This is a genomic window from Halosimplex marinum (assembly GCF_051414075.1).
GTDB lineage: Archaea > Halobacteriota > Halobacteria > Halobacteriales > Haloarculaceae > Halosimplex > Halosimplex marinum.
This window is the reverse complement of record NZ_JBLKNY010000007.1, coordinates 185,776-204,749: the sequence shown is the minus strand read 5'-3', so window position 1 is coordinate 204,749 and position 18,974 is coordinate 185,776. Positions and strand designations below refer to the sequence as shown.

16 protein-coding genes are annotated in these 18,974 nt (G+C 68.7%); 5 read left to right on the top strand and 11 right to left on the bottom strand.

The annotated features are described in order from the left end of the window. Positions 1–7: 7 nt before the first annotated feature. The 3 genes from ACMGFI_RS19590 to ACMGFI_RS19580 all read right to left on the bottom strand — a co-directional run bounded on the left by ACMGFI_RS19590 (position 8) and on the right by ACMGFI_RS19580 (position 5,881). On the bottom strand, positions 8–2,578 hold the full coding sequence (locus tag ACMGFI_RS19590; RefSeq protein ID WP_436911886.1) for a beta-mannosidase: 2,571 nt from the start codon (positions 2,576–2,578) through the stop codon (positions 8–10). A 60-nt stretch (positions 2,579–2,638) separates the two neighbouring features. After that, positions 2,639–5,353: a cytochrome c oxidase subunit II gene (coxB, locus tag ACMGFI_RS19585; RefSeq protein ID WP_436911885.1), complete on the bottom strand. Its 2,715-nt coding sequence runs from the start codon at positions 5,351–5,353 to the stop codon at positions 2,639–2,641. Between the two features lie 108 nt (positions 5,354–5,461). Further along, on the bottom strand, positions 5,462–5,881 hold the full coding sequence (locus tag ACMGFI_RS19580; RefSeq protein WP_436911883.1) for a DUF6789 family protein: 420 nt from the start codon (positions 5,879–5,881) through the stop codon (positions 5,462–5,464). A gap of 166 nt (positions 5,882–6,047) precedes the next feature. Here ACMGFI_RS19580 and hisF point away from each other — a divergent pair, with 166 nt between their 5' ends. Further along, positions 6,048–6,863: an imidazole glycerol phosphate synthase subunit HisF gene (gene hisF / locus ACMGFI_RS19575; RefSeq protein ID WP_436911881.1), complete on the top strand. Its 816-nt coding sequence runs from the start codon at positions 6,048–6,050 to the stop codon at positions 6,861–6,863. Position 6,864: 1 nt separating this feature from the next. Further along, complete coding sequence (locus tag ACMGFI_RS19570) at positions 6,865–7,761, top strand: spore germination YkwD domain-containing protein (protein WP_436911880.1); 897 nt, start codon at positions 6,865–6,867, stop codon at positions 7,759–7,761. Positions 7,762–7,793: 32 nt separating this feature from the next. On the opposite strand, the gene ACMGFI_RS19565 is transcribed toward ACMGFI_RS19570, so the two are convergent. Beyond that, positions 7,794–7,988 carry a hypothetical protein gene (locus ACMGFI_RS19565; RefSeq protein WP_436911878.1) on the bottom strand — a complete coding sequence of 65 codons (195 nt, stop codon included), beginning with the start codon at positions 7,986–7,988 and terminating at the stop codon, positions 7,794–7,796. A 114-nt stretch (positions 7,989–8,102) separates the two neighbouring features. Beyond that, positions 8,103–8,591: an HTH domain-containing protein gene (locus tag ACMGFI_RS19560; protein ID WP_436911876.1), complete on the bottom strand. Its 489-nt coding sequence runs from the start codon at positions 8,589–8,591 to the stop codon at positions 8,103–8,105. 442 nt (positions 8,592–9,033) lie between these two features. Here ACMGFI_RS19560 and ACMGFI_RS19555 point away from each other — a divergent pair, with 442 nt between their 5' ends. Beyond that, positions 9,034–10,176, top strand: coding sequence for a CBS domain-containing protein (locus ACMGFI_RS19555; RefSeq protein ID WP_436911873.1), 1,143 nt, complete (start codon positions 9,034–9,036; stop codon positions 10,174–10,176). A gap of 93 nt (positions 10,177–10,269) precedes the next feature. Here the strand turns inward: ACMGFI_RS19555 and ACMGFI_RS19550 are convergent, their stop codons facing one another. From ACMGFI_RS19550 to ACMGFI_RS19530, 5 genes are all read right to left on the bottom strand, one after another. Then, on the bottom strand, positions 10,270–10,419 hold the full coding sequence (locus tag ACMGFI_RS19550) for a DUF7557 family protein (protein WP_436911872.1): 150 nt from the start codon (positions 10,417–10,419) through the stop codon (positions 10,270–10,272). Between the two features lie 120 nt (positions 10,420–10,539). Then, entirely contained in the window at positions 10,540–11,304 is a 765-nt protein-coding gene (locus ACMGFI_RS19545) for a DNA-directed RNA polymerase subunit epsilon (protein ID WP_436911966.1), read from the bottom strand. A gap of 413 nt (positions 11,305–11,717) precedes the next feature. After that, a complete protein-coding gene (locus tag ACMGFI_RS19540) occupies positions 11,718–12,059 on the bottom strand; it encodes a DUF6176 family protein (RefSeq protein ID WP_436911871.1) in 342 nt (113 codons plus the stop codon). Positions 12,060–12,190: 131 nt separating this feature from the next. Continuing rightward, positions 12,191–12,646 carry a hypothetical protein gene (locus ACMGFI_RS19535; RefSeq protein WP_436911869.1) on the bottom strand — a complete coding sequence of 152 codons (456 nt, stop codon included), beginning with the start codon at positions 12,644–12,646 and terminating at the stop codon, positions 12,191–12,193. A 781-nt stretch (positions 12,647–13,427) separates the two neighbouring features. Continuing rightward, positions 13,428–15,653: a CDC48 family AAA ATPase gene (locus tag ACMGFI_RS19530; protein ID WP_436911867.1), complete on the bottom strand. Its 2,226-nt coding sequence runs from the start codon at positions 15,651–15,653 to the stop codon at positions 13,428–13,430. A 254-nt stretch (positions 15,654–15,907) separates the two neighbouring features. On the opposite strand from ACMGFI_RS19530, the gene larC reads away from it, so the two are divergent. Next, the gene (gene larC / locus ACMGFI_RS19525) at positions 15,908–17,248 is read left to right on the top strand and encodes a nickel pincer cofactor biosynthesis protein LarC (protein WP_436911865.1); all 1,341 of its coding nucleotides are present in this window, start codon (positions 15,908–15,910) and stop codon (positions 17,246–17,248) included. Then, positions 17,245–18,180 carry a sugar nucleotide-binding protein gene (locus ACMGFI_RS19520; protein ID WP_436911863.1) on the top strand — a complete coding sequence of 312 codons (936 nt, stop codon included), beginning with the start codon at positions 17,245–17,247 and terminating at the stop codon, positions 18,178–18,180. The genes larC and ACMGFI_RS19520 overlap by 4 nt, the downstream gene beginning before the upstream one ends. Before the next feature lie 25 nt (positions 18,181–18,205). On the opposite strand, the gene ACMGFI_RS19515 is transcribed toward ACMGFI_RS19520, so the two are convergent. Then, positions 18,206–18,943 (bottom strand): hypothetical protein, encoded by a 738-nt coding sequence (locus ACMGFI_RS19515; protein ID WP_436911861.1) that lies wholly within the window; start codon positions 18,941–18,943, stop codon positions 18,206–18,208. Positions 18,944–18,974 lie beyond the last annotated feature (31 nt).

Below are 18,974 nucleotides of genomic sequence, written 5' to 3'. Positions count from 1 at the left end.
ACCTCGGTCAGCACGTCTCCCGGAGGTGCCGCACCGAGAGTTCGTCTTCGAGCTCCGCCTCGACGAGCGCGTCGCGGCGGCCGTCGTAGGCGTCGAAGGTGAGCGTCCGCTCCTCGCCGGGCGCGAGGTGGACGTAGTTGTCCGAGAACGCGCCCGGTATCGTGCCGGGGTCGAGTTCGACGAACAGCGCCGCTTCCTCAGTCGCGACCGTCACGTCCGCGCCGTCGACTTCGACTTCGAGTTCGGTCTCGGGCAGATCCAGGCGCTTGTAGTCCTCGAAGAAGGCGGTGGCGGGGTACGAGTCCGGGATTGTTCCGCCGTCGCGGTCGCCTTCGAACGTCGCGCGGACCATCACGTCGGACGGGCCGACGCTCTCGGGCAGGTCGTCGCGGTCGACGGTCGCCAGTTCGGCGCTCTCGTGGGCGTCGACGTCCACCGCGACCGTCTCCTCGCGGACGAGTTCCCCGTCGAAGGTGACGACTTCGAGGGCGGCTTCGCCCGACAGCGGGTCGGTCTCGTCGCTGGTCACCCACAGGGTCTGAGCGGTCACGTCGCCCCAGTCGGCCTCGTCGGGGTCCTCGGCCTGGGCGTTGTCGACGCCGTCGCGCCCCTCGAAGGAGGGGTGGAAGGAGAGGAGGACGGGCGCGAACTGCCGGCGGGCGGCGTACTGCTGGGCCTTCCACTTGCCGTCGTACTCGACCGAGGACCACGACGCGACGGGCCACAGGTCGTTGAGCTGCCAGTACAGCGCGCCCATGGTGGTGGGCTTGCGCCGGCGCCAGTGCTCGATGGCCGTCGACATCGCCTCGGCCTGCAACAGTTGCGAGAGGTAGACGAAATCGTCGAAGTCGAAGGGGATCCGGAAGTAGTCGGCCATCCGGCGGAGGATGGTCGTGTTGCCGTCGGGGTTGCGCTGGTGGTGTTCCATCATCGGCGAGGTGGGGTTGAAGTCCGCCTCGTCGAGGACGGTTCTGAGGGAATCGGTGGAGGGGAACGACTGGTAGCCGAACTCGGAGACGAACCGCGGTTCGGTGGTCAGGTAGTCCTCGAAGGGCTGGCCCCGGTGCCACACGTCCCAGTAGTGGATGTCGCCCTTCTCGAAGACGTACGGTTCGAGTTCGTCCGGGCCGCTGGACGGCGAGCCCGGCCAGTAGGTCCGCGAAGGGTCCTCCTCGCGGCAGGCCGGACCGACCGTCTCCTCGTAGAGCTTGCGGTAGTCGTCGAGGTGCTCGGCGTGGTGGTCGTGCTCGACGAACCAGTTCTGGGCGGCCTCCTCGTTCTCGTTGTTGGCACACCACAGCGCGATAGAGGGGTGATTCGCGAGCCTGCGGACCTGGTAGCGAACTTCCTCCTCGACGGTGTCGAGAAAGTCGTCGTCGGCGGGGTGCAGCGAGCAGGAGAACATGAAGTCCTGCCAGACGAGGATGCCGTACTCGTCGCAGAGGTCGTAGAAGGTGTCTTCCTCGTAGTAACCGCCGCCCCACACTCTGAGCATGTTCATGTTGGCGTCGGCGGCGCTGCGGACCAGGTGCTCGTAGCGCTCCTCGGTCACGTCGCCGTAGAACGGCGAGGTCGGGATGGTGTTGGCCCCCTTCGCGTAGACGGGTTCGCCGTTGACCTCGAAGTAGAAGGAGGTGCCCGCCTCGTCCGGTTCGACGACCAGGTCGACCTCGCGGAAGCCGACGCGGTCGGCGTGGGTGTGTCCCGCTCCCCCGGCGGCGACCCCGGCGTCGCCGCCCGGCCCGACGGTCACGTCCAGGTCGTACAGCGGCTGGTCGCCGTAGCCGTTGGGCCACCACAGCTCGACCGAGTCCGCGTCGACCGGGACCGTCAACTCGACCTCCTGTTCGCCGGGGTCGAGGTCGACGGACTCGGTGACGACGGTGTCGGCCACGTCGACGGTCAGGTCGCAGGTGCCGGCACTGGGGGCGTCGATGCCGGCGCGAACGGTCAGGTCGATCCCCTCGCCCGGGTGGTCCTGTTCGGTCTTGGTGTAGCGCACGCGAGGCTCGGAGTAGCCGACGACGGCGATGTCGCGGTAGATGCCTACCGTCGGGAGGCAGGGGCCCCAGTCCCAGCCGTAGTGACACTGGGCCTTCCGGATGAAGGGCCGTCCGGGCTGGTCGACGGGGTACCGAATAGCCGGCACCTCGTAGGGGTACTCGGCGGCTCGCTCCTGCCCGTACTCGACGGGCGAGCGGAAGGCGACGGCGATCTCGTTCTCGCCGGGAACGAGGGCGTCGGACACGTCGAACTCGTGGCCGACGTGCATGTTGACCGACTCGCCGACGATCTGGTCGTTGACCGAGACGGTGGCGACGGTGTCGAGGCCGTCGCACTGCAGGAGGAGTCGGTCGTGGTCGAGCAGGCGCTCGTCGACCGAGAACGTGCGGCGGTAGGTCCAGTCGGACTTCCCGACCCACTGCACGTCGAGTTCGTTGTCTTCGACGAACGGGTCGGGGATCGCGTCGAGATTCAGGAGATCCGTGTAGACGCCGCCCGGCACCGACCCCGTCCGCCACTCGCCGCCGTCTCGCTGTCGAAACTGCCACTCGCCAGCGAGTGAACGTTTCTGCATATCCGGGACTCGCCAGCCGTCAGTAAAACCCTGCCGTCCCCGGAACGTCGGTCCGGCGACTCACCCGGCCCGAGCGGACGGGGGACTGGTCTTCGCGACCGCGGCGGAGGCGTTCCCCGCGGCGATCGCGTCGACCCGGTCGCGGTACTCGTCGGGCGAGACGACGCTGAGAGTCGTCCGCATCCGCGAGTGGCCGACGCCGCAGAACTCCGCGCAGTAGAGGCGGTACTCCCCGGTGTCGAGCAGGCGCGTGCGGATCTGGTTCCACTGACCGGGGAAGGCGTCCTGCTTGAGCCCCAGGGCCGGGACGTGGACGGAGTGCAACACGTCCTCGGCGGTCACCTCGAAGTACACCGGCCGGTCGGTGGGCGCGTATATCACGTCGGCGTCGGCGACGGATGCGTTGGCCGCCGGGTAGCGGACGCCGTAGTCGAACTGCTCGGCGACGATCTCGATCTCGACGGCGTCGGCGGGCCGCTCGCGCTCGGGTTCCGGCGCCGCGGCGACGAACGGGGAGCCGAGCACCTGGTAGGAGACGACGGCGACGAACAGGAGCACGAACGCGGTGGCGACCGTCCAGCCGATCTCCAGGGGCTTGTTCTCGGGCGTCCGGAGCGCGACGCCGCCGCGGAACCGGACCACCGCATAGACGAGCACACCCTCGACCAGCAGGGCCAGCGGGACGGCCACCAGCAACAGCCGCCGGTTGAGCGTCCGGATCAGCGCCTCCGTCGTCGAGTCGAAGCCGTCGAGTGGGAACAGCAGGCGGCCGGCGACGACGAGGACGGCGATGGCGACCGTCACCGCGGCGACCAGTCGGAGCGGCCCCCGCCCGCCGATCTGCTCGTCGCGGGTCGAGCGGTCGAGGGCGCTCGGGCGGTCCGGTTCGGCCGGCGTCTCGTCGGTCGGCGCGCCGCCGCCGGTGTCTGCTTCGGTCCCGTCGCCCTCCGTTGCAGGATCGCGGACCGCGGGCGCTCGTTGCGTCGGGCGACCGGAGGGATGGTGCCACTCGCGGGCGCGCTGGTCGGTCTCGGCGAGGTTCCAGGCGTCGTCGTCGGTGACCGGCGGGCCGACGCGGTAGGACTGCACCATGTTGAACAGCCAGAGGACGGCGGCGAGGCCGACCAGGTACGCGCCGGCCGAGGACACCTGGTTGAGGAAGGCGAACGCCTCGGGGTAGGTGGCGTAGCGCCTGGGGAGGCCGTCCATCCCGGTGACGAGCATCGGGAGGAAGGTGACCGCCGAGCCGACCGTCAGCAGGACGGCCTGTGCGACGGCGACGGGGCGGTTGTACCACCGGCCCGTGATGAGCGGGAACCAGTAGTAACAGGCCGCGAACATGCTGAAGGGGATGACCCCCATGACGATGAGGTGGAAGTGGCCGACGACGTAGTAGGTGTCGTGGACGAGCAGGTCCACCGGGACGGAGGCGAGGAAGACGCCGGTGATGCCGCCGACGACGAACAGCGCGAGGCCGCCGAGACAGAACAGCATCGGCGCGGTGAGCCGGACCCGACCGTTCCAGACCGTCGCGAGCCAGTTGAACGTCTTGACGGCGCTCGGGACGGCGATGGCGATGGAGACGGCCATGAAACTCGCGCGGACCCGCGGGTCGATGCCGGTCGCGAACATGTGGTGGGCCCAGACGCCGAAGGAAAGGACGCCGATCGCGAGCGTGGAGTAGACGACGAAGCGGAAGCCGAACAGCTCCCGCCCGGCGAACTTCGGGAGGATGTAGCTGACCAGGCCGAACGCGGGGAGCACGAGGATGTACACCTCGGGGTGGCCGAAGAACCAGAACAGGTGTTGCCACAGGATGGGCCCGCCGCCGTCGACGGTGAAGAAGGTCGTCCCGACGGTGCGGTCGAGCAGTAGCATGACCATCGCGCTGCCCAGCAGGGGGAAGGCGAACAGGATGATCCCCGACTGGGTGAGGATGTTCCACGAGAAGAGATCGAGGTCGGCCCACGAGACCTCGGGCCCGCGCTCGGTGACGATGGTCGCGATGAAGTTGATCGCGCCGAGGGTGGTCGCGACGCCGCTGAGGTGCAGGCCGAGCAACAGCAGGTTGATCTGTTCGTTGGGACTCTGGATCGACAGCGGCGTGTACATCGTCCAGCCGACACCGGGCGGCTCCAGCAGGAGGAGCGGGTCGACGACGGCGCCCGGGCCACCGAACCAGGCGAGGACGCTCGGCGGGACGAGCCCGAGCGCGCCTTCGAGTGTCTTGCCGACGAGTTCGGTGACGATGCCGGCGCGGGCGAGCAGCAGCGCGGGGGGCAACAGCCAGAAGGCGAGGGCGTTGATCCGCGGGAACGCCATGTCGTCGGCGCCGATCAGCAGCGGGATGACGTAGTTGGCGATGCCGGCGAACACCGGCGCGGCGAAGAAAAACAGCATCGTGATGCCGTGGGTGGTGAAGAGGGCGTTGTACGTCTCGGCGTTCCAGACCGAGACCGTGGGCGTCAGCAACTCCGTCCGCATCATCATCGCGTCCATCCCGCCCCAGAGGCCGGCGATAGTTCCGAAGGCGAGATAGAGCAGGCCCACGTCGCGGTGGTCGACGGTCGTCAGCCAGCGGCGCGGGCCGAGCGGCTTCGCGCGCACGGTCCCGCCGTCGGTGGTTGGGGTTGGGGTGGCGTCGTCGGTCCGGCCGCCGTCGATCGGCTCGGCCCGCTGCTCACGGGGGCGCGCGAAGGGGTCGGTTCGGTACCAGACCGCTGCGACGAGGATGCAGGGAGCTACGACGGCGAGGGCGGCGAGGAGTCCGGACATGAGCGCGGTGGGTAGCTGTCGGCTGTTGCGATAGCCGAGCCAAAAGTATACGTCGCGCATCGCGCGGTCGGACGGACTTACTCGCCGAGCGGGCGGTGTAGCCTCTCCCTACGCGTATTCGTCCGAGAGACTCGCGTACACCGCACCGAGGACGAACCCGTAGACGAGGTGGGCGATCAGCGTGAACCCGACGAAGAGGACGACGATCGCGCCGGTGACGTCGCCGCGGCCGACGACGGCGAAAGCGACCCACAGCGGCAGTGCGAACAGCATCCCCGCGACCGCGGGGTCCAGGTCGAGCGGGACGTACCGCTTCAGGCTCACGAACAAAAGCGGCCAGGCGACGGTGCCGACCAGCGCGTAGACGACGAAGCCGACGAAGAGGCTCTCGGGCATCCGGACGAACCGGGCGATAGCGCCGAAGATCCCGATCGCGTAGCGGGTCTGGACCTCGAAGATCGCCAGCGCCGCCGACATGACCATCGTGGCGACCACACCGGCGACGACCGCGCTGACTGCCCGGTTCATTCCGTCGGCGGTTCGCGGATCCGGCCCAAAAGTATGCCCCGGATACCGCCGCTGGCTCCGCCGGTCGGGTTCGCAACTGTCCGCCGGTGCCGGGAGTCGGGGCGGGGGCGACTCGTCCGGAAAGGCGGATACCTTTTGCCACTCGCCGCCCGAGGCGTAGGTATCGATGGCTCTGACGAAGCGGATCATCCCCTGTATCGACGTTGACCTGGACGACGACGGGGAGGCGGCCGTCTACACCGGGGTGAACTTCGAGGACCTGGCGTACACGGGCGACCCCGTCGAGATGGCCAGGAAGTACAACGAGGCCGGCGCCGACGAGTTCGTCTTCCTCGACATCACGGCCAGCGCGGAGGGCCGCGAGACGATGCTCGACACCGTCTCGCAGGTGGCCGACGAGGTGTTCATCCCGCTGACCGTCGGTGGCGGGATCCGGACCCGCGAGGACGTCAAGGAGACGCTCCGGGCGGGCGCGGACAAGGTGTCGATCAACACCGGCGCGCTGGAGCGGCCGGAGCTCATCACGGAGGGCGCCCGCGCGTTCGGCAACCAGTGCATCGTCATCAGCGTCGACGCCCGCCGACGCTTCGACGAGGAGGGCGAACACTACGTCGAGGTCGACGGCGAGTCCTGCTGGTTCGAGTGCACGGTCAAGGGCGGCCGCGAGGGGACGGGCGTCGACGTGGTGTCGTGGGCCGAGGAAGCGGAGGAGCGCGGGGCGGGCGAACTGTTCGTCAACTCCATCGACGCCGACGGGACGAAGGACGGTTACGACATCCCGCTGACGCGGGCGGTCTGCGACGCCGTCTCGACGCCGGTCATCGCCTCGTCGGGCTGTGGCGGCCCGGAGGACGCCCACGAGGTGTTCACCGAGGCCGGCGCGGACGCGGCGCTGGCGGCGTCGATCTTCCACTTCGACGAGTACTCCATCGACGAGGTGAAACGGTACCTGGACGACCGCGACGTGCCCGTCAGGCTGTAAGATGAGCGGCGGCGACAGCGAGGGCGGGGACGGCGCGACCGGGGCGTCCGGGCCCGACACAGACACCGGCGGTTCGGCGAAGTGGCGCTGCGCGTGGTGCGACAAGCCCCACGAGCGCAACGACCCGCCCTGCGACAACTGCGGCCACCACAAGTTCGAGAAGGCCGTCGTCCCGGTCGCGCCCGAGGACCCCGACCACGAGCGCGAGCCCGTGTGGGTGTGTCCGGAGTGCGGGCGGGTCCATCAGAAGAACTCGCCGCCCTGTAGCCGCTGTGGCAACACCACGCTGGAGCGGACGATCCCCGACGAGGCCGACTACGCCGAGGAGCTGGCGGGCACCTCCTATCTCGACCTGTTGAGCGCCCGCTACGTCGCCGGGCTGGTCCTCGCACTCGTTGCCGGAGCCGTCCTCGTGCTCGCGCTGCTTGGCGTGGTCACGCTCCCGGGGATGGACAGCGTGCCCGGCAGCGCCGGGGAGTACCGGGGCGTCGACCTCGGCGAGACCGAGGCGGCGTTCGTCGCCGAGTTGAACGACCGACGGGCCGAGGCGGGCCTGTCCGAGTACGAGCGCGACGAGAACGTGGCCGACGCGGCGCGGCTGTACAACCAGGGGTGGGTCAGCGAATCGGCCGGGACCGGTTCGATACCGAGCGGCGAGCGACTCGGGCGAGCCCTCGACGGCGCCTGCGGCGGGGAGGTCGAACGGATCACGCCCCTGGCCCGGTCGTTCTCCGGGGACGACGCCGCCCTCGACTCGCCGGACGCCCTGGGCGGCGCGCTGGTCGACGGTTACGCCGCCGAGGCCGGCGGCCTCGCAGGGGGCGAATCCGAACTGGTGGGGGTCGACGTGCACGCCGGCCCCGAGGGGCGCGTCTACGCGACCGTGTTCGTCTGCTGAGCGGCGGTCGCACCTGCCCGGACCGGCGGACGTTATCGGACCCGTCGCGCGACCCGGAGCGCGACCGAGGTCAGCGTCCCCAGTCCGGGGATCCGCGAGGACAGCGCCGCGGCGACGACGAGCAGGAGGCCGCTCTTTCTGCGCCCGCGGGCGAACGCCACGGCCGCGTCCACGAGCGTCGAGACGATGCTGAGCTTGCCGAACGTACCGGCGGTTCGCGTTGCCATTGGTACCGGAAGGTGGGTCGCTCGCGCAATGGAGACCGGCCTTGCGATCGCAGGGCCGGGACGGAACTCCGACGGCTCGCCGGGAGACGGGCGGAGAAGTGACGGGGGAACGGGTCAGTCCGAGAGGATCGATACGTCGCCGGACCCCTCGACTGCGGTCGGTTCGCCGCGTTCGAGGCGGTCGAGCCGGTCCATGATGGTGTGGACCTCGTCGCCCTCGGTGCAGGGGGCGACGTGGCGCAGTTCCTCGCCCTCGTACTCGGCCAGGCCCATCACCGGGAGGACGATGGCCGAGCGGGGCTCGTCGGTCGCGTCGTTGGCCACGTCGTGTTTCTGGTAGAACGACTCCAGCGAGACGTTGTTCGACAGCGCCCACTGCTTGAACTCCGCGACGCGGTTGAGGATGTACTCGCCCTCCTCGGTGCGGGCGCCCGCCGAGTCGCGGGCGATCTGCTTGCCCCAGACGATGACCGAGTACCCCTCGATCTCGTCCTCGGCGTCGAGCCGTTCGAGCCGGTCGATGACCGCCTCCTGTCGGTTGTGCGCACCGTCCGGCAGCAGCGACCGGACGTACAGTTCGATCCGCGGCCGTGTCCCCGTCATCGTACCCGAACCAGCGAGCGGGGAGATGAAAAAACTTCTGCTGTTTTTCCCGATTTACCCATGTTTGTATTTGTCATACCGGTCATTCGGCACCGTAGATGAACGAACGTTAATTTCCGTTCCGTTCTCCTTTCGGATTTCCGGCGAAACGATGGATTCGATTAAAGTCGTAATATTATTCGACTACTGTCGAACTCGCGTCGCCGGGCTGGCCGGAGAGACCCGCCGGGTCCGCTCTCCGGTGCGGGTACTGATCGTCGCCGGAGTAAGCCCACCGTACCGACGGGAGAACGGTTCGCGGTCGGTGCAGTTCGCAGTCGGGATCGAGGGAGACTGTGAGGGGAACCGATGGCTGCGGGGCAGGCGTGGCCGTGTCGATTCGTGGGAGTGTTCGCCAAGTTTGAATAGCGTCGGCGTCGAACTTCCGGGATGGGAGATCCAGATGGATATTGCTGACATCGCCACCAGCGAGTACGTCGCGGTCGACGTCGACGAGCGCCTGGGGAAAGTCCGGTCGAAGTTCGAGCGCGAGAACCCCAAGGGCCTGATCGTCACCGACGACGGCGAGTACGCTGGGATCATCACGCAGAAACAGCTGGTGCAGTCTCACGTCGAAGACAACACGAAGGCGAGCGCGATGCTGCAGTCGGCCCCCCGGGTCGAGCGCACCGACGACGTGCGCGAGGTCGCCCGCGTCCTCGTCGAGGGCGGGACCAAGGTCGCCCCCGTCTTCGAGGCCGACCGCCTGTGGGGGATCGTCACCGAGGACGCGATCCTCCAGGCGGTCCTCGAGAACCTCGACGCCCTCACCGTCTCGGACATCTACACCGAGAAGGTCGTCACCGTCGACGAGGACACCAACGTCGGTCAGGCGATCAACCTCCTCCGCGAACACGGCATCTCCCGGCTCCCCGTGCTCGACGAGGACGGCCACCTCTCGGGGATGGTCACCCGCCACGACATCGTCGACATCGTCGTCCGGGACATGGACAAGGCCACCCGCGGCGAGCGCGCCGGCGACATCGAGCGCGTGCTCGACCTCCCGGTCTACGACGAGATGTCCAGCCCCGTCGCCACCACGACCCTCGACGAGTCCGTCCGCGACGCCGTCGAGCGCATGCTCGACAACGACTACGCCGGGCTGGTGGTCACGCCCGAGGACGACGACCGCGTCGTCGAGGGCATCCTCACCAAGACCGACGTGCTCCGCGCGCTCACCTTCACCGAGGAGGAGCACATGGACGTGCAGATCACCAACATCAAGCTCCTCGACACGATCAGCCGCGAGGACATCCGCAAGCGTATCGAGCGCGTCGCCGACAAGTACCAGGACATGCAGGTCCAGCACGCCCACGTCCGCTTCCACGAGCACAAGGAGAAGCTGCGGGGCACGCCGCTGATCCGCTCGCAGATCCGCCTGCGGACCAACAAGGGCCAGGCCGCCGGCTCCGGCGAGGGCTACGGCGCCGACTCCGCGTTCGGCGTCGCCCTCGACAAACTGGAGCGGAACGTCCTCGAACTCAAGGACGTCCAGGCCGACGAGGAGTACCGCGGCCAGCTACTCCGCAAGCTCGGCGAACTGTAGATCCGGACCGTCGACCGCGCCACGGACCGTCGTCCCGCCGTCACGACGGTCCGTCCCGCTCGCTGTCGGTGCCGCCCCCTCCGACCGACGACGTTACTCCGAGTAGCCTTCCTGGAGGAACGCACCCTCCGTCTCGTACATGTTGACCAGCTCCTCGACCAGCTCGGCCATCGACTCGTCCTCCTCGAGGTGGGCCTCCATCCGCTCGGCGAGGTCGTCGTCGATCTCGATTGCGGTTGTCATGTGGGCTCTGCGTACCGATTGCACGCCGAGCGGCAAGAACCTGATGGGGGCACCGACAGGGGTGTCGGTGCGGACACCGATGGCCTCGATGCGGTGCCGATGGAAGGACGGCTCCGGACCTCACTCCGCGGTCGGGTCGCCGTCCGAGCGCGGCACCTCGGTGGGGTCGCGGTCGCGGATCTGCGGCAGGCTCGGGTCCCGGTGGGGGTTGCGTCCGAACACGGCCCCGCGCAGGTCCTGCTCGTCGAGCTGGTCCTGCAGCGTCCGGTCGAGCCGGTTGACGCTCGTCACGTCCAGTCCGACCAGGTCCATGAGCGTCCGGTAGCGCGGGTCGTCCTTGATCGAGTCGAACCGCTCGTGCAGGTCGGCCAGCGACTCGGGCGGCTGCTCGGCGACCCACTCCCGGTCGTGCAGCCCGAGCACTCGCTGGCGCTCGTCGTCGACGACGTGGCGGATCACGACCAGCGCGACCTTCTGGATGGCCCGCTGGCTCCCGAAGACGGTCAGGTCGAGGTCGGTCATGATCCCCAGCGCCCGGTCGCGCTCCCACGGCGTCAGCGCCAGCCGGTTGCAGAAGGCGTGGGTTATGCGGGCCTTCTCCAGCCGGTGCATCCGCTCGGCGTGGCCCGCCATCGCCGGGTGTTGCTCGTCGTGCAACCGCCGGAGGTTCTCGCTCACGTCCTCCCCCGGATTCTCGGGCCGCCCGATGAGCGTCGCGCTCGGCGTCGTCACGTCCCATCGGCGGAACGCCTCGTCTTTCGCCGCCTCGACGCGTCCGAGCGACCCGTCGCCCGGCCGCGTGCTCACGTCCCGTTCCGCGCGCGGGTCGACCGGCTCGCCGCTGGCTCGGAGCCCGTGGTCGGCCCTGTCGCGTCCCCCGTTCATCTCGTCGGCCTTCGCCCTCGCCACTATAGAAAGCTCCGGCTAGGCAGTCGCCGAGATCGGGGAGAACCGACGGCTTCCTCTTACTATATCCCGTTGTGACGAGAACCACTTAAAGAACGAGTCGGCAGCCGGAGTCAGAACGGAGTTACCGGATCGGAGCGGTTGATGCGAGTCGGTGAAGGGGACCGCGCGTCCGCTGTCCGGTCGTAGTCCCTCGAGAACTCCTCTTACTAGAGACCCTTGTGACGAGAATGACTTAAAGGAACGCTCGCGACGAGCAGCCGGAGAAAGGGGCGTCGCACTGGTCCGCAGACGGCCGGCGAGAGACGTAGCGTCCGCTGGGCGATGTCGGGTCTCCGCAGAACTCCTCTTACTGTAGACCATTGTGACGAGAACCACTTAAAGGAACGCCGTCAGCGCTCCGGGTTCGTGAGGTGATAGAGGCGTTCGTACTCGCCCACGTCGCGGCCGTCAGCCAGCACTTCACTCATGACCTGCTCGTGTTCCCGGTCGATATCGTGGTCGGAGTCCTCGTACTGGTCCCAGACCCGCTCGATGTCCTCGGCCTCCATGTAGTAGACGAGATGCGGCCCGTCGTCGGTGCGTTCGAGGAACGCCGACTCGGTCAGCATTCCCTCGTCGCGAAGGGTCGCTTCTGCCTCGTCCCGTCGGTCGCGGACCTCGGCCATCCACTCTCTCAGCCGGTCGACTTTGCCCTCCTCCACGCGCTGTTTGACCATCACGACATCGGTCATTCCGTCTCGACGATGTTGCTCGCAGTCGCTTCCCGTTTGGGGGCGGTTGGGAGGCGATGACGTGCGCAGGCGATCAGTCGAGGATCCGCAACTCCTCGGAGCGTGAAGTGGCCGGGGGAATCGGACCGATATCAGCCGGCGTCCTGACCGTAGCAGTCCACCGTCCCGTCAAGAGAGACGGCCACTTCCCGGTCCCTGGTGATCTCCACTCGGATCACCATACAGCCCTGGATATCCTCGGTGAGGTGTGTTTCCCGCGCTCCATCGTCCATCGACCACTTCAATCGGTACTTCCCGGTCCGTTCCGGTACGTCCGACACCCATTCCTCGGTCGGTGTTCGTTCACCGTCCGTCCGGACCGTCGCAGGGCCCAGGCTCACTGTCCGTTCCACTACCACCTCCCCTCCGTCGGGACCGTTCGAAATCGTCACGTCGAGTGTATGTGGGGCAGTATCGTAGTTGGCGAGTTCGACGCGTGCCAGTCCGTCGAAGGTGTCGTCCGCGTCCCGCCGCGCGTCGCAACCGGCGAGCCCGGTCGCCCCGACAACGAACGTCCCTCGGAGGAGGGCCCGTCTGGTCACGGCCATATCGGCACATGTGGGACGACGGGTGAAATGTTCGCTGGCCTGAAACAACCACGGACGGGTGTCACACCGTTTCCCATCGACTACCCGGGGACGGAGCGTCCGCTGGACGACAACGGATCCCTCCAGAACTCCTCTTACTATAAACCGTTGTGACGAGAGCTACTTAAAGGAAAGATGGGGTTCGTGAGGGGGGTGCTCAGTCCGTAACGCGAGTTGAGCAGTGGTTTCTGCTGATCAAGTTGTGAACGAGATAGTGGCGACCGCGACCGCACTCGACGGTGAGCGCTGAAAGCCCTCGGCGCGCTCGCGGTCGCTGAGTCGGATATCCGCGCGTCGAGCAACCGCACCGCACAGCACTCGCGCGGATAGTGCCGACGCAGACGACTGCATAAACGCGAGCGCGCCTCGCCCTTTCAGTCCACCAGGGACCGCACAGCACGGCACCGCGACCGCACGACACCGCGACAGCACCGCAGACAGCCACACACCTCCCCAGCCGATTGCGCTCCGCGCGCCTGCGGCGTGCGGTGCTCATCCCTCGCGCGACTGTTTCGAGCGGCCCGCCAGGAGGCGGGCACGCTCGACAGCGCGCGCCGACCGCACCGCAATCACTCACTGCAACAGCCGTCACCTTAAGCATCCGACGCGGGGCTCGCTCCCGCAGATATCGGGCGCCAGCGAGCGGAGTGAACGAGTCGTCCGGCAGTGTATCCACAGGTTTTTGCGAGAGGGTTCCCGCAGGGAGCGCAGCGACCGAGGGAGCCCTCCGAAAAAATGGGCTCTACTGGAACCCGATGCGGCCGCCCGAGCGGGGGCCCTGCCGGCTCTGACCGCCGCTCTGGAACTCGTCTTCCATCTGCTCGTAGTAGTCGCGGATGTCGTCGGTGATGGTCGGCCGGACGTTGTCCAGCGCCTGCCGGAAGTGGCTCATCTCGACGACCTCGGCGTCCTCGTCCTCGCGCAGCGCCTCGATGGCGGCCTCGCGGCCGATCGATTCGAGGTCGGAACCGACGTAGCCCTCGGTGATCTCCGCGAGCTCGCGCAGGCTCACGTCGGGCGAGAGGGGCTGGTCCTCCGTGTGGATGCGGAGGATCTGCTCGCGGCCCTCGGTGTCGGGCTCGCCGATCATCACGAGGCGGTCGAACCGACCCGAGCGGATGAGCGCGGGGTCGATCATGTCCGGGCGGTTGGTCGCGCCGATGACCATCACGTCCTCCATGTCCTCCAGCCCGTCGAGCTCCGTCAGCAGTTGGTTGACGACGCGCTCGGAGACGTTACTGCCCACGTCGCCGCCGCGGCCGGGCGCCAGCGAGTCCAGCTCGTCGAAGAAGATGACGGTGGGCGCCACCTGCTTGGCCTTCCGGAACGTCTGCCGGATGGCCTTCTCGCTTTCCCCGACCCACTTCGAGAGGAGTTGCGGGCCGCGCACGCTGATGAAGTTGGCGTCGGTCTCGTTGGCGACGGCCTTGGCCATCAGCGTCTTGCCGGTGCCCGGCGGGCCGTACAGCAGGACGCCCGACGGCGGATCGATCCCCATCCGCTGGAACTTCTCGGGCTTGTTCAGCGGCCACTCGACGGACTCCTGGACCTTGCCCTTGGCCTCTTCGAGGCCGCCCACGTCGTCCCAGGAGACCTTCGGCAGTTCCACGAGGACCTCCCGCATGGCGCTCGGACTCACCTCGTTGAGGGCGCCGCGGAAGTCCTCGCGCTTGATTATCATCCGGTCGATGAGGCTCGGCGGGATGTCCTCCTCGTCTAAGTCGATCTCGGGGAGGTACCGCCGCAGGGCCTTCATCGCGGCCTCCTTCGTGAGGCTCTCGATGTCGGCGCCGACGAAGCCGTGGGTCTCGTCGGCGAGGCGACCGAGCGCCACGTCGTCGGACAGCGGCATCCCGCGGGTGTGGATCTGGAGGATTTCTTCCCTACCCATCTCGTCGGGGACGCCGATCTCGATCTCGCGGTCGAACCGGCCCGGCCGGCGAAGCGCGGGGTCGACGCTGTCGACGCGGTTGGTCGCGGCGATGACGATGACCTGGCCGCGGGATTCGAGGCCGTCCATCATCGTCAGGAGTTGCGCGACGACGCGGCGTTCGACCTCGCCGGTCACGTCCTCGCGCTTGGGCGCGATGGAGTCGAGTTCGTCGATGAAGATGATCGAGGGCGCCTCCTCGCTGGCGTCCTCGAAGATCTCCCTGAGCTGTTGTTCGGACTCCCCGTAGTACTTCGAGATGATCTCCGGACCGGCGATAGAGAAGAAACTCGCGGAGGTCTCGTTGGCGACGGCCTTGGCGAGCAGGGTCTTGCCGGTGCCCGGCGGGCCGTGGAGCAGAACCCCCTGGGGCGGCTCGATGCCGAGCTTCTTGAAGATCTGGGGGTGTTTCATCGGGAGCTCGACCATCTCACGGACGCGCTGGATCTCGTTTTGCAGGCCGCCGATGTCCTCGTAGGTGATCCCGCCGCCGGTCTTCTCGAACCCGGAGATGGGCTCCTCGCGGAGTTCGACCTCGGTGTCCTCGGTGATGAGACAGACGCCTTCGGGTTCGGTCTCGACGGCGATCAGGGGGATGGCCTGGCCGGGCGAGCGCATGAACGGGTGGTTCGTCGAGGACATGACCGGGACGATGTCGCGCTCGACGACCGGCCGCTTGAGGATCTGTCGCTTGACCATGCCGGCGGCGTCGGAGCCGAACTGGACCGACGCCTCCTCGGGCGGCGCGAGGACGAGCTTGTCGGCCTTCTCGGCGTCGGCCTTGCGGATCTCGACGCGCTCGCCGATCCCCACGTCGGCGTTCTGGCGCGTGAACCCGTCGATGCGAACAGTATCAGTATTCCAGTCCTGGCGGTCCGCGCGCCAGACCTTCGCGGCGGTCACCTCGCTGCCCTCGATCTCGATGATGTCGCCGGGAGAGAGCTTGAGGTGGAGGAGCGTGTCGGGATCCAGCCGGGCGATGCCGCGCCCCGAGTCGTTCGGGTACGCTTTCGCCACTTCTAGTTGCACTTCGTTCATAGGTGAGTGGGAGTGTGTCTCACTCGGGTACCCCCGCGGATATGCTTTTTGCCTCCGGCGGTCCCCTCGGTCGATCGACAACGTATTTCCCCGTCACGTCACCCAGTTCCCCCGTTCCGGTGATCCGGCCACGGCCGCTCCCCCCGACGCACCTCGCGGGGCGCCTCGGGGCCCCGCGTCGCACTCCGCTCGCCGTGTCTCGACCCGCGAGTCACCGGACCGTTTTTGCCGCCCCCGCGCGGGTGTTGGTGTATATGCGAACGCTCGCGTTCGACGGTCGGATGGGTGCCAGCGGCGATATGCTCCTGGGCGCGCTCGTGGCGGCCGGCGCCGACCCGGCGGTGCTGGACCCCGTCGAGGAGGCCCTGCCGGTCCGCTACGAGGCCCGGTCGGCCACGAAAAACGGCATCGCCGCCACCGCCGTCGATGTGCGGCACACGGAAGACAGCGACGGTGGCGACCACGACGAGAGCGACCGTGACGACGACACACGCAGTAACGGACACGACCACGACGGACACGGCCACAGCCACGACGACCAGGGGTACGCCGATCAGGACCACGGCGACCACGGTCACAGCCACGAACACACACACGCGGAGGGCGCGGGGTCGAACCGGACCTACGCGGAGGTCGTCGACCTCGTCGAGTCGATGGACCTCCCGTCGGGCGTCGAACGGGACGCGCTCGACGTGTTCGAGTTGCTCGGGGAAGCCGAAGCGAGCGTCCACGGCACCGAGGTCGACGAGACGCACTTCCACGAGGTGGGCGCAGACGACGCCATCGCCGACGTGGTCGGCGTCGCCCTGCTGCTGGACGACCTCGGTGTCGAACGCGCCGTGACGACGCCGGTCTCGGCGGGCGGCGGCGAGGTGGAGATGAGCCACGGCACCTACCCGGTCCCGGCGCCGGCGGTCGTCGAACTCGCCGAGCGCGCCGACTGGTCGCTCAAAGGCGGCCCCGTCGAGCGGGAGCTGTTGACCCCCACGGGCGCGGCGCTGCTGGCCCACTACGCGGACGGTGTCGAGGCGCTCCCCGACCTGGACGTGTCGGCCTCCGGGTACGGCGCGGGCGGCTACGACCTCGACGAGTACCCCAACGTGCTCCGGGCCATCGTCGGCGAGTCCCGGGGCGGCCTCTCGCGGGACGCGATCACCGTGCTGGAGACGAACCTCGACGACGCGACGCCCGAAGTCCTCGGCGGCCTCCAGGAGACGCTGGCCGAGGCGGGCGCGCGGGACGTGTCGGTCCTGCCGGCGACGATGAAGAAGTCCCGCCCGGGCCACCTCGTGAAGGTGGTCACCAAACCGGAGGACGCCCAGCGGGTCGCGCGGCAACTGGCCGAGGAGACGGGCACCCTGGGCGTCCGCGAGCACGGCGCCGGTCACCGCTGGATCGCCGACCGCGAGGTCCGCACGGTCGAACTCGAAGTCGACGGGGCGACCCACGAGGTGGCGGTCAAGATCGGCACGGACAGCGAAGGGGAGACATTCGACGTGAGCGCCGAGTACGACGACGCCGCGGCGGTCGCCCGCGAGACCGGACTCGCGGTTCGGGAGGTCGCCCGCCGCGCGGAGGCGGCCGCGAGAGAATGACCGAGACCGTCCTCGTCGTCGGCGCGAGCGGCTACCTCGGCCGGTCGGTCGTCCGGCGGCTCCGCCATCCGCGCGACGGCCGGACGGACCCGGCCGACCGGGACGAACTGGTCGACCGGGACGGATCGGACGACAGGGAGGACCGCCGCGTCCTCGGGACCTACTGCTCGGAGCCGGGGCCGACCGCCGAGGTGGCGTTCGACTTCTGGACGGACGACGCGGGCGAACTGGTCGACGAGCACGACGCGGACACGGTGGTCTTCGCCGCAGCCGTCGAGTACGGCGGCGACGCGGACACCGGCGAGTCGGGGGTCGACGCGACCTTCGCCGAGCGCGCCGAGCGGTTCGCTGAGGGGGTCGCCGACGCGCGGGTCGTCTACGTCTCCAGCGCGTCGGTGTTCGACGGGACCGGCTCGCGGTACACGGAGTCGGACCCGCGCGCTCCCCGGGACGACTACGGCCGGCGGCTTATCGAGTTCGAGGACGCCGTCGACGACCACTGCGACGACGCGGCGGTGTTGCGGACGAGCTACCTGTTCGGCTTCTCGACGGGTCGGCTCGACCGCCGGCTGGCGCGGACCCGCGACCACCTCGACCGCGGCGAGTCGGTCGCGTACTTCGCGGACATGTACAAGAGCCCGGTGCTCGTGACCGAGGCCGCCGACGCGGTCACCGCGCTGGTCGACGGCGACGCGACCGGCGTCGTCCACGTCCCGACGCCGCGGATCAGCGTCTACGACTTCCACTGCGAGGCGATGCGAGCCCTGGGGTACGACCCCGACCCCATCGAGCGCGATTCGATCCCCGCGGAGATGGACGTGGCCCCCGACACCTCCCTGACCTCGGAGCGGTTCGACTCGCTGGTCGACTTCGAACCGTCGGCTGTCGGCGAGGGACTCCGCTCGCAAGTCGAGTCGGGCGGGACCGAGTAGGCGGTCGGGGCGCCGGCGGGGTCGGTCACTCCCCGTCGTCGCGGTGTTCGGCCAGCGCCTCGTCCATCGTCAGTTCGCCGAGGGCGACGCGGCGCGCGAGGGTTTCGTCGATGGCCCGGTTGGCCTCGCCCGCCTCGCGGGAACGCTCCTTGACCCGCTGGAGTTCCCCGGCCGTCGGCTCGATGGTGCGCGAGTCGACGCGCTCGCCCGACAGCCGCGCGATGTTGACGGCGGCGAGCACGTCGCCCATGCCGCGGGCGCCGGTGCCCAGGTAGGGAGTCGTCCCCGTCTCGTCGACGAGTTCGACCGGCACGTCCTCCAGGTCGTCGATGACCTTCGCGCCCTGGAGGCGGGCGCCGTCGCCCACGCGGACCAGCGGGTCGACGGCGTCGTCGACCTCCTCGCGGACGACCGCGGCGGCGTCGGCCAGCGGAACGTGGAACGTGGCGACGACCATCTCGCCCGAGAGGACGGCGACGCCCGGTCGCTCCCCGGGGTCGACGCCGACGACGGTGCGGCCGCTGCCGCCCCGGAGGATGGCGACTACCTCGTCGACGGCGCCGCGGGGGTCGTCGGGGTCCGCACGGACGACCGGCACGTCGTCGGGGTTCGGCGGCTCCTCCCCCGCGGCGCTGACGACGACAGTCGTCTCCTCGGGGAGGGCGTCGTCGAGTTCGATGGTCGTGAACGTCACGCCGCGGTCGCGTAGCTCGTTGACGACGCCGTGGTAGACCTCGAAGTCCGCCGTCGCGACGACGATCACGGTCGCACTTCGCGGCCCTCCCACCTAAGTG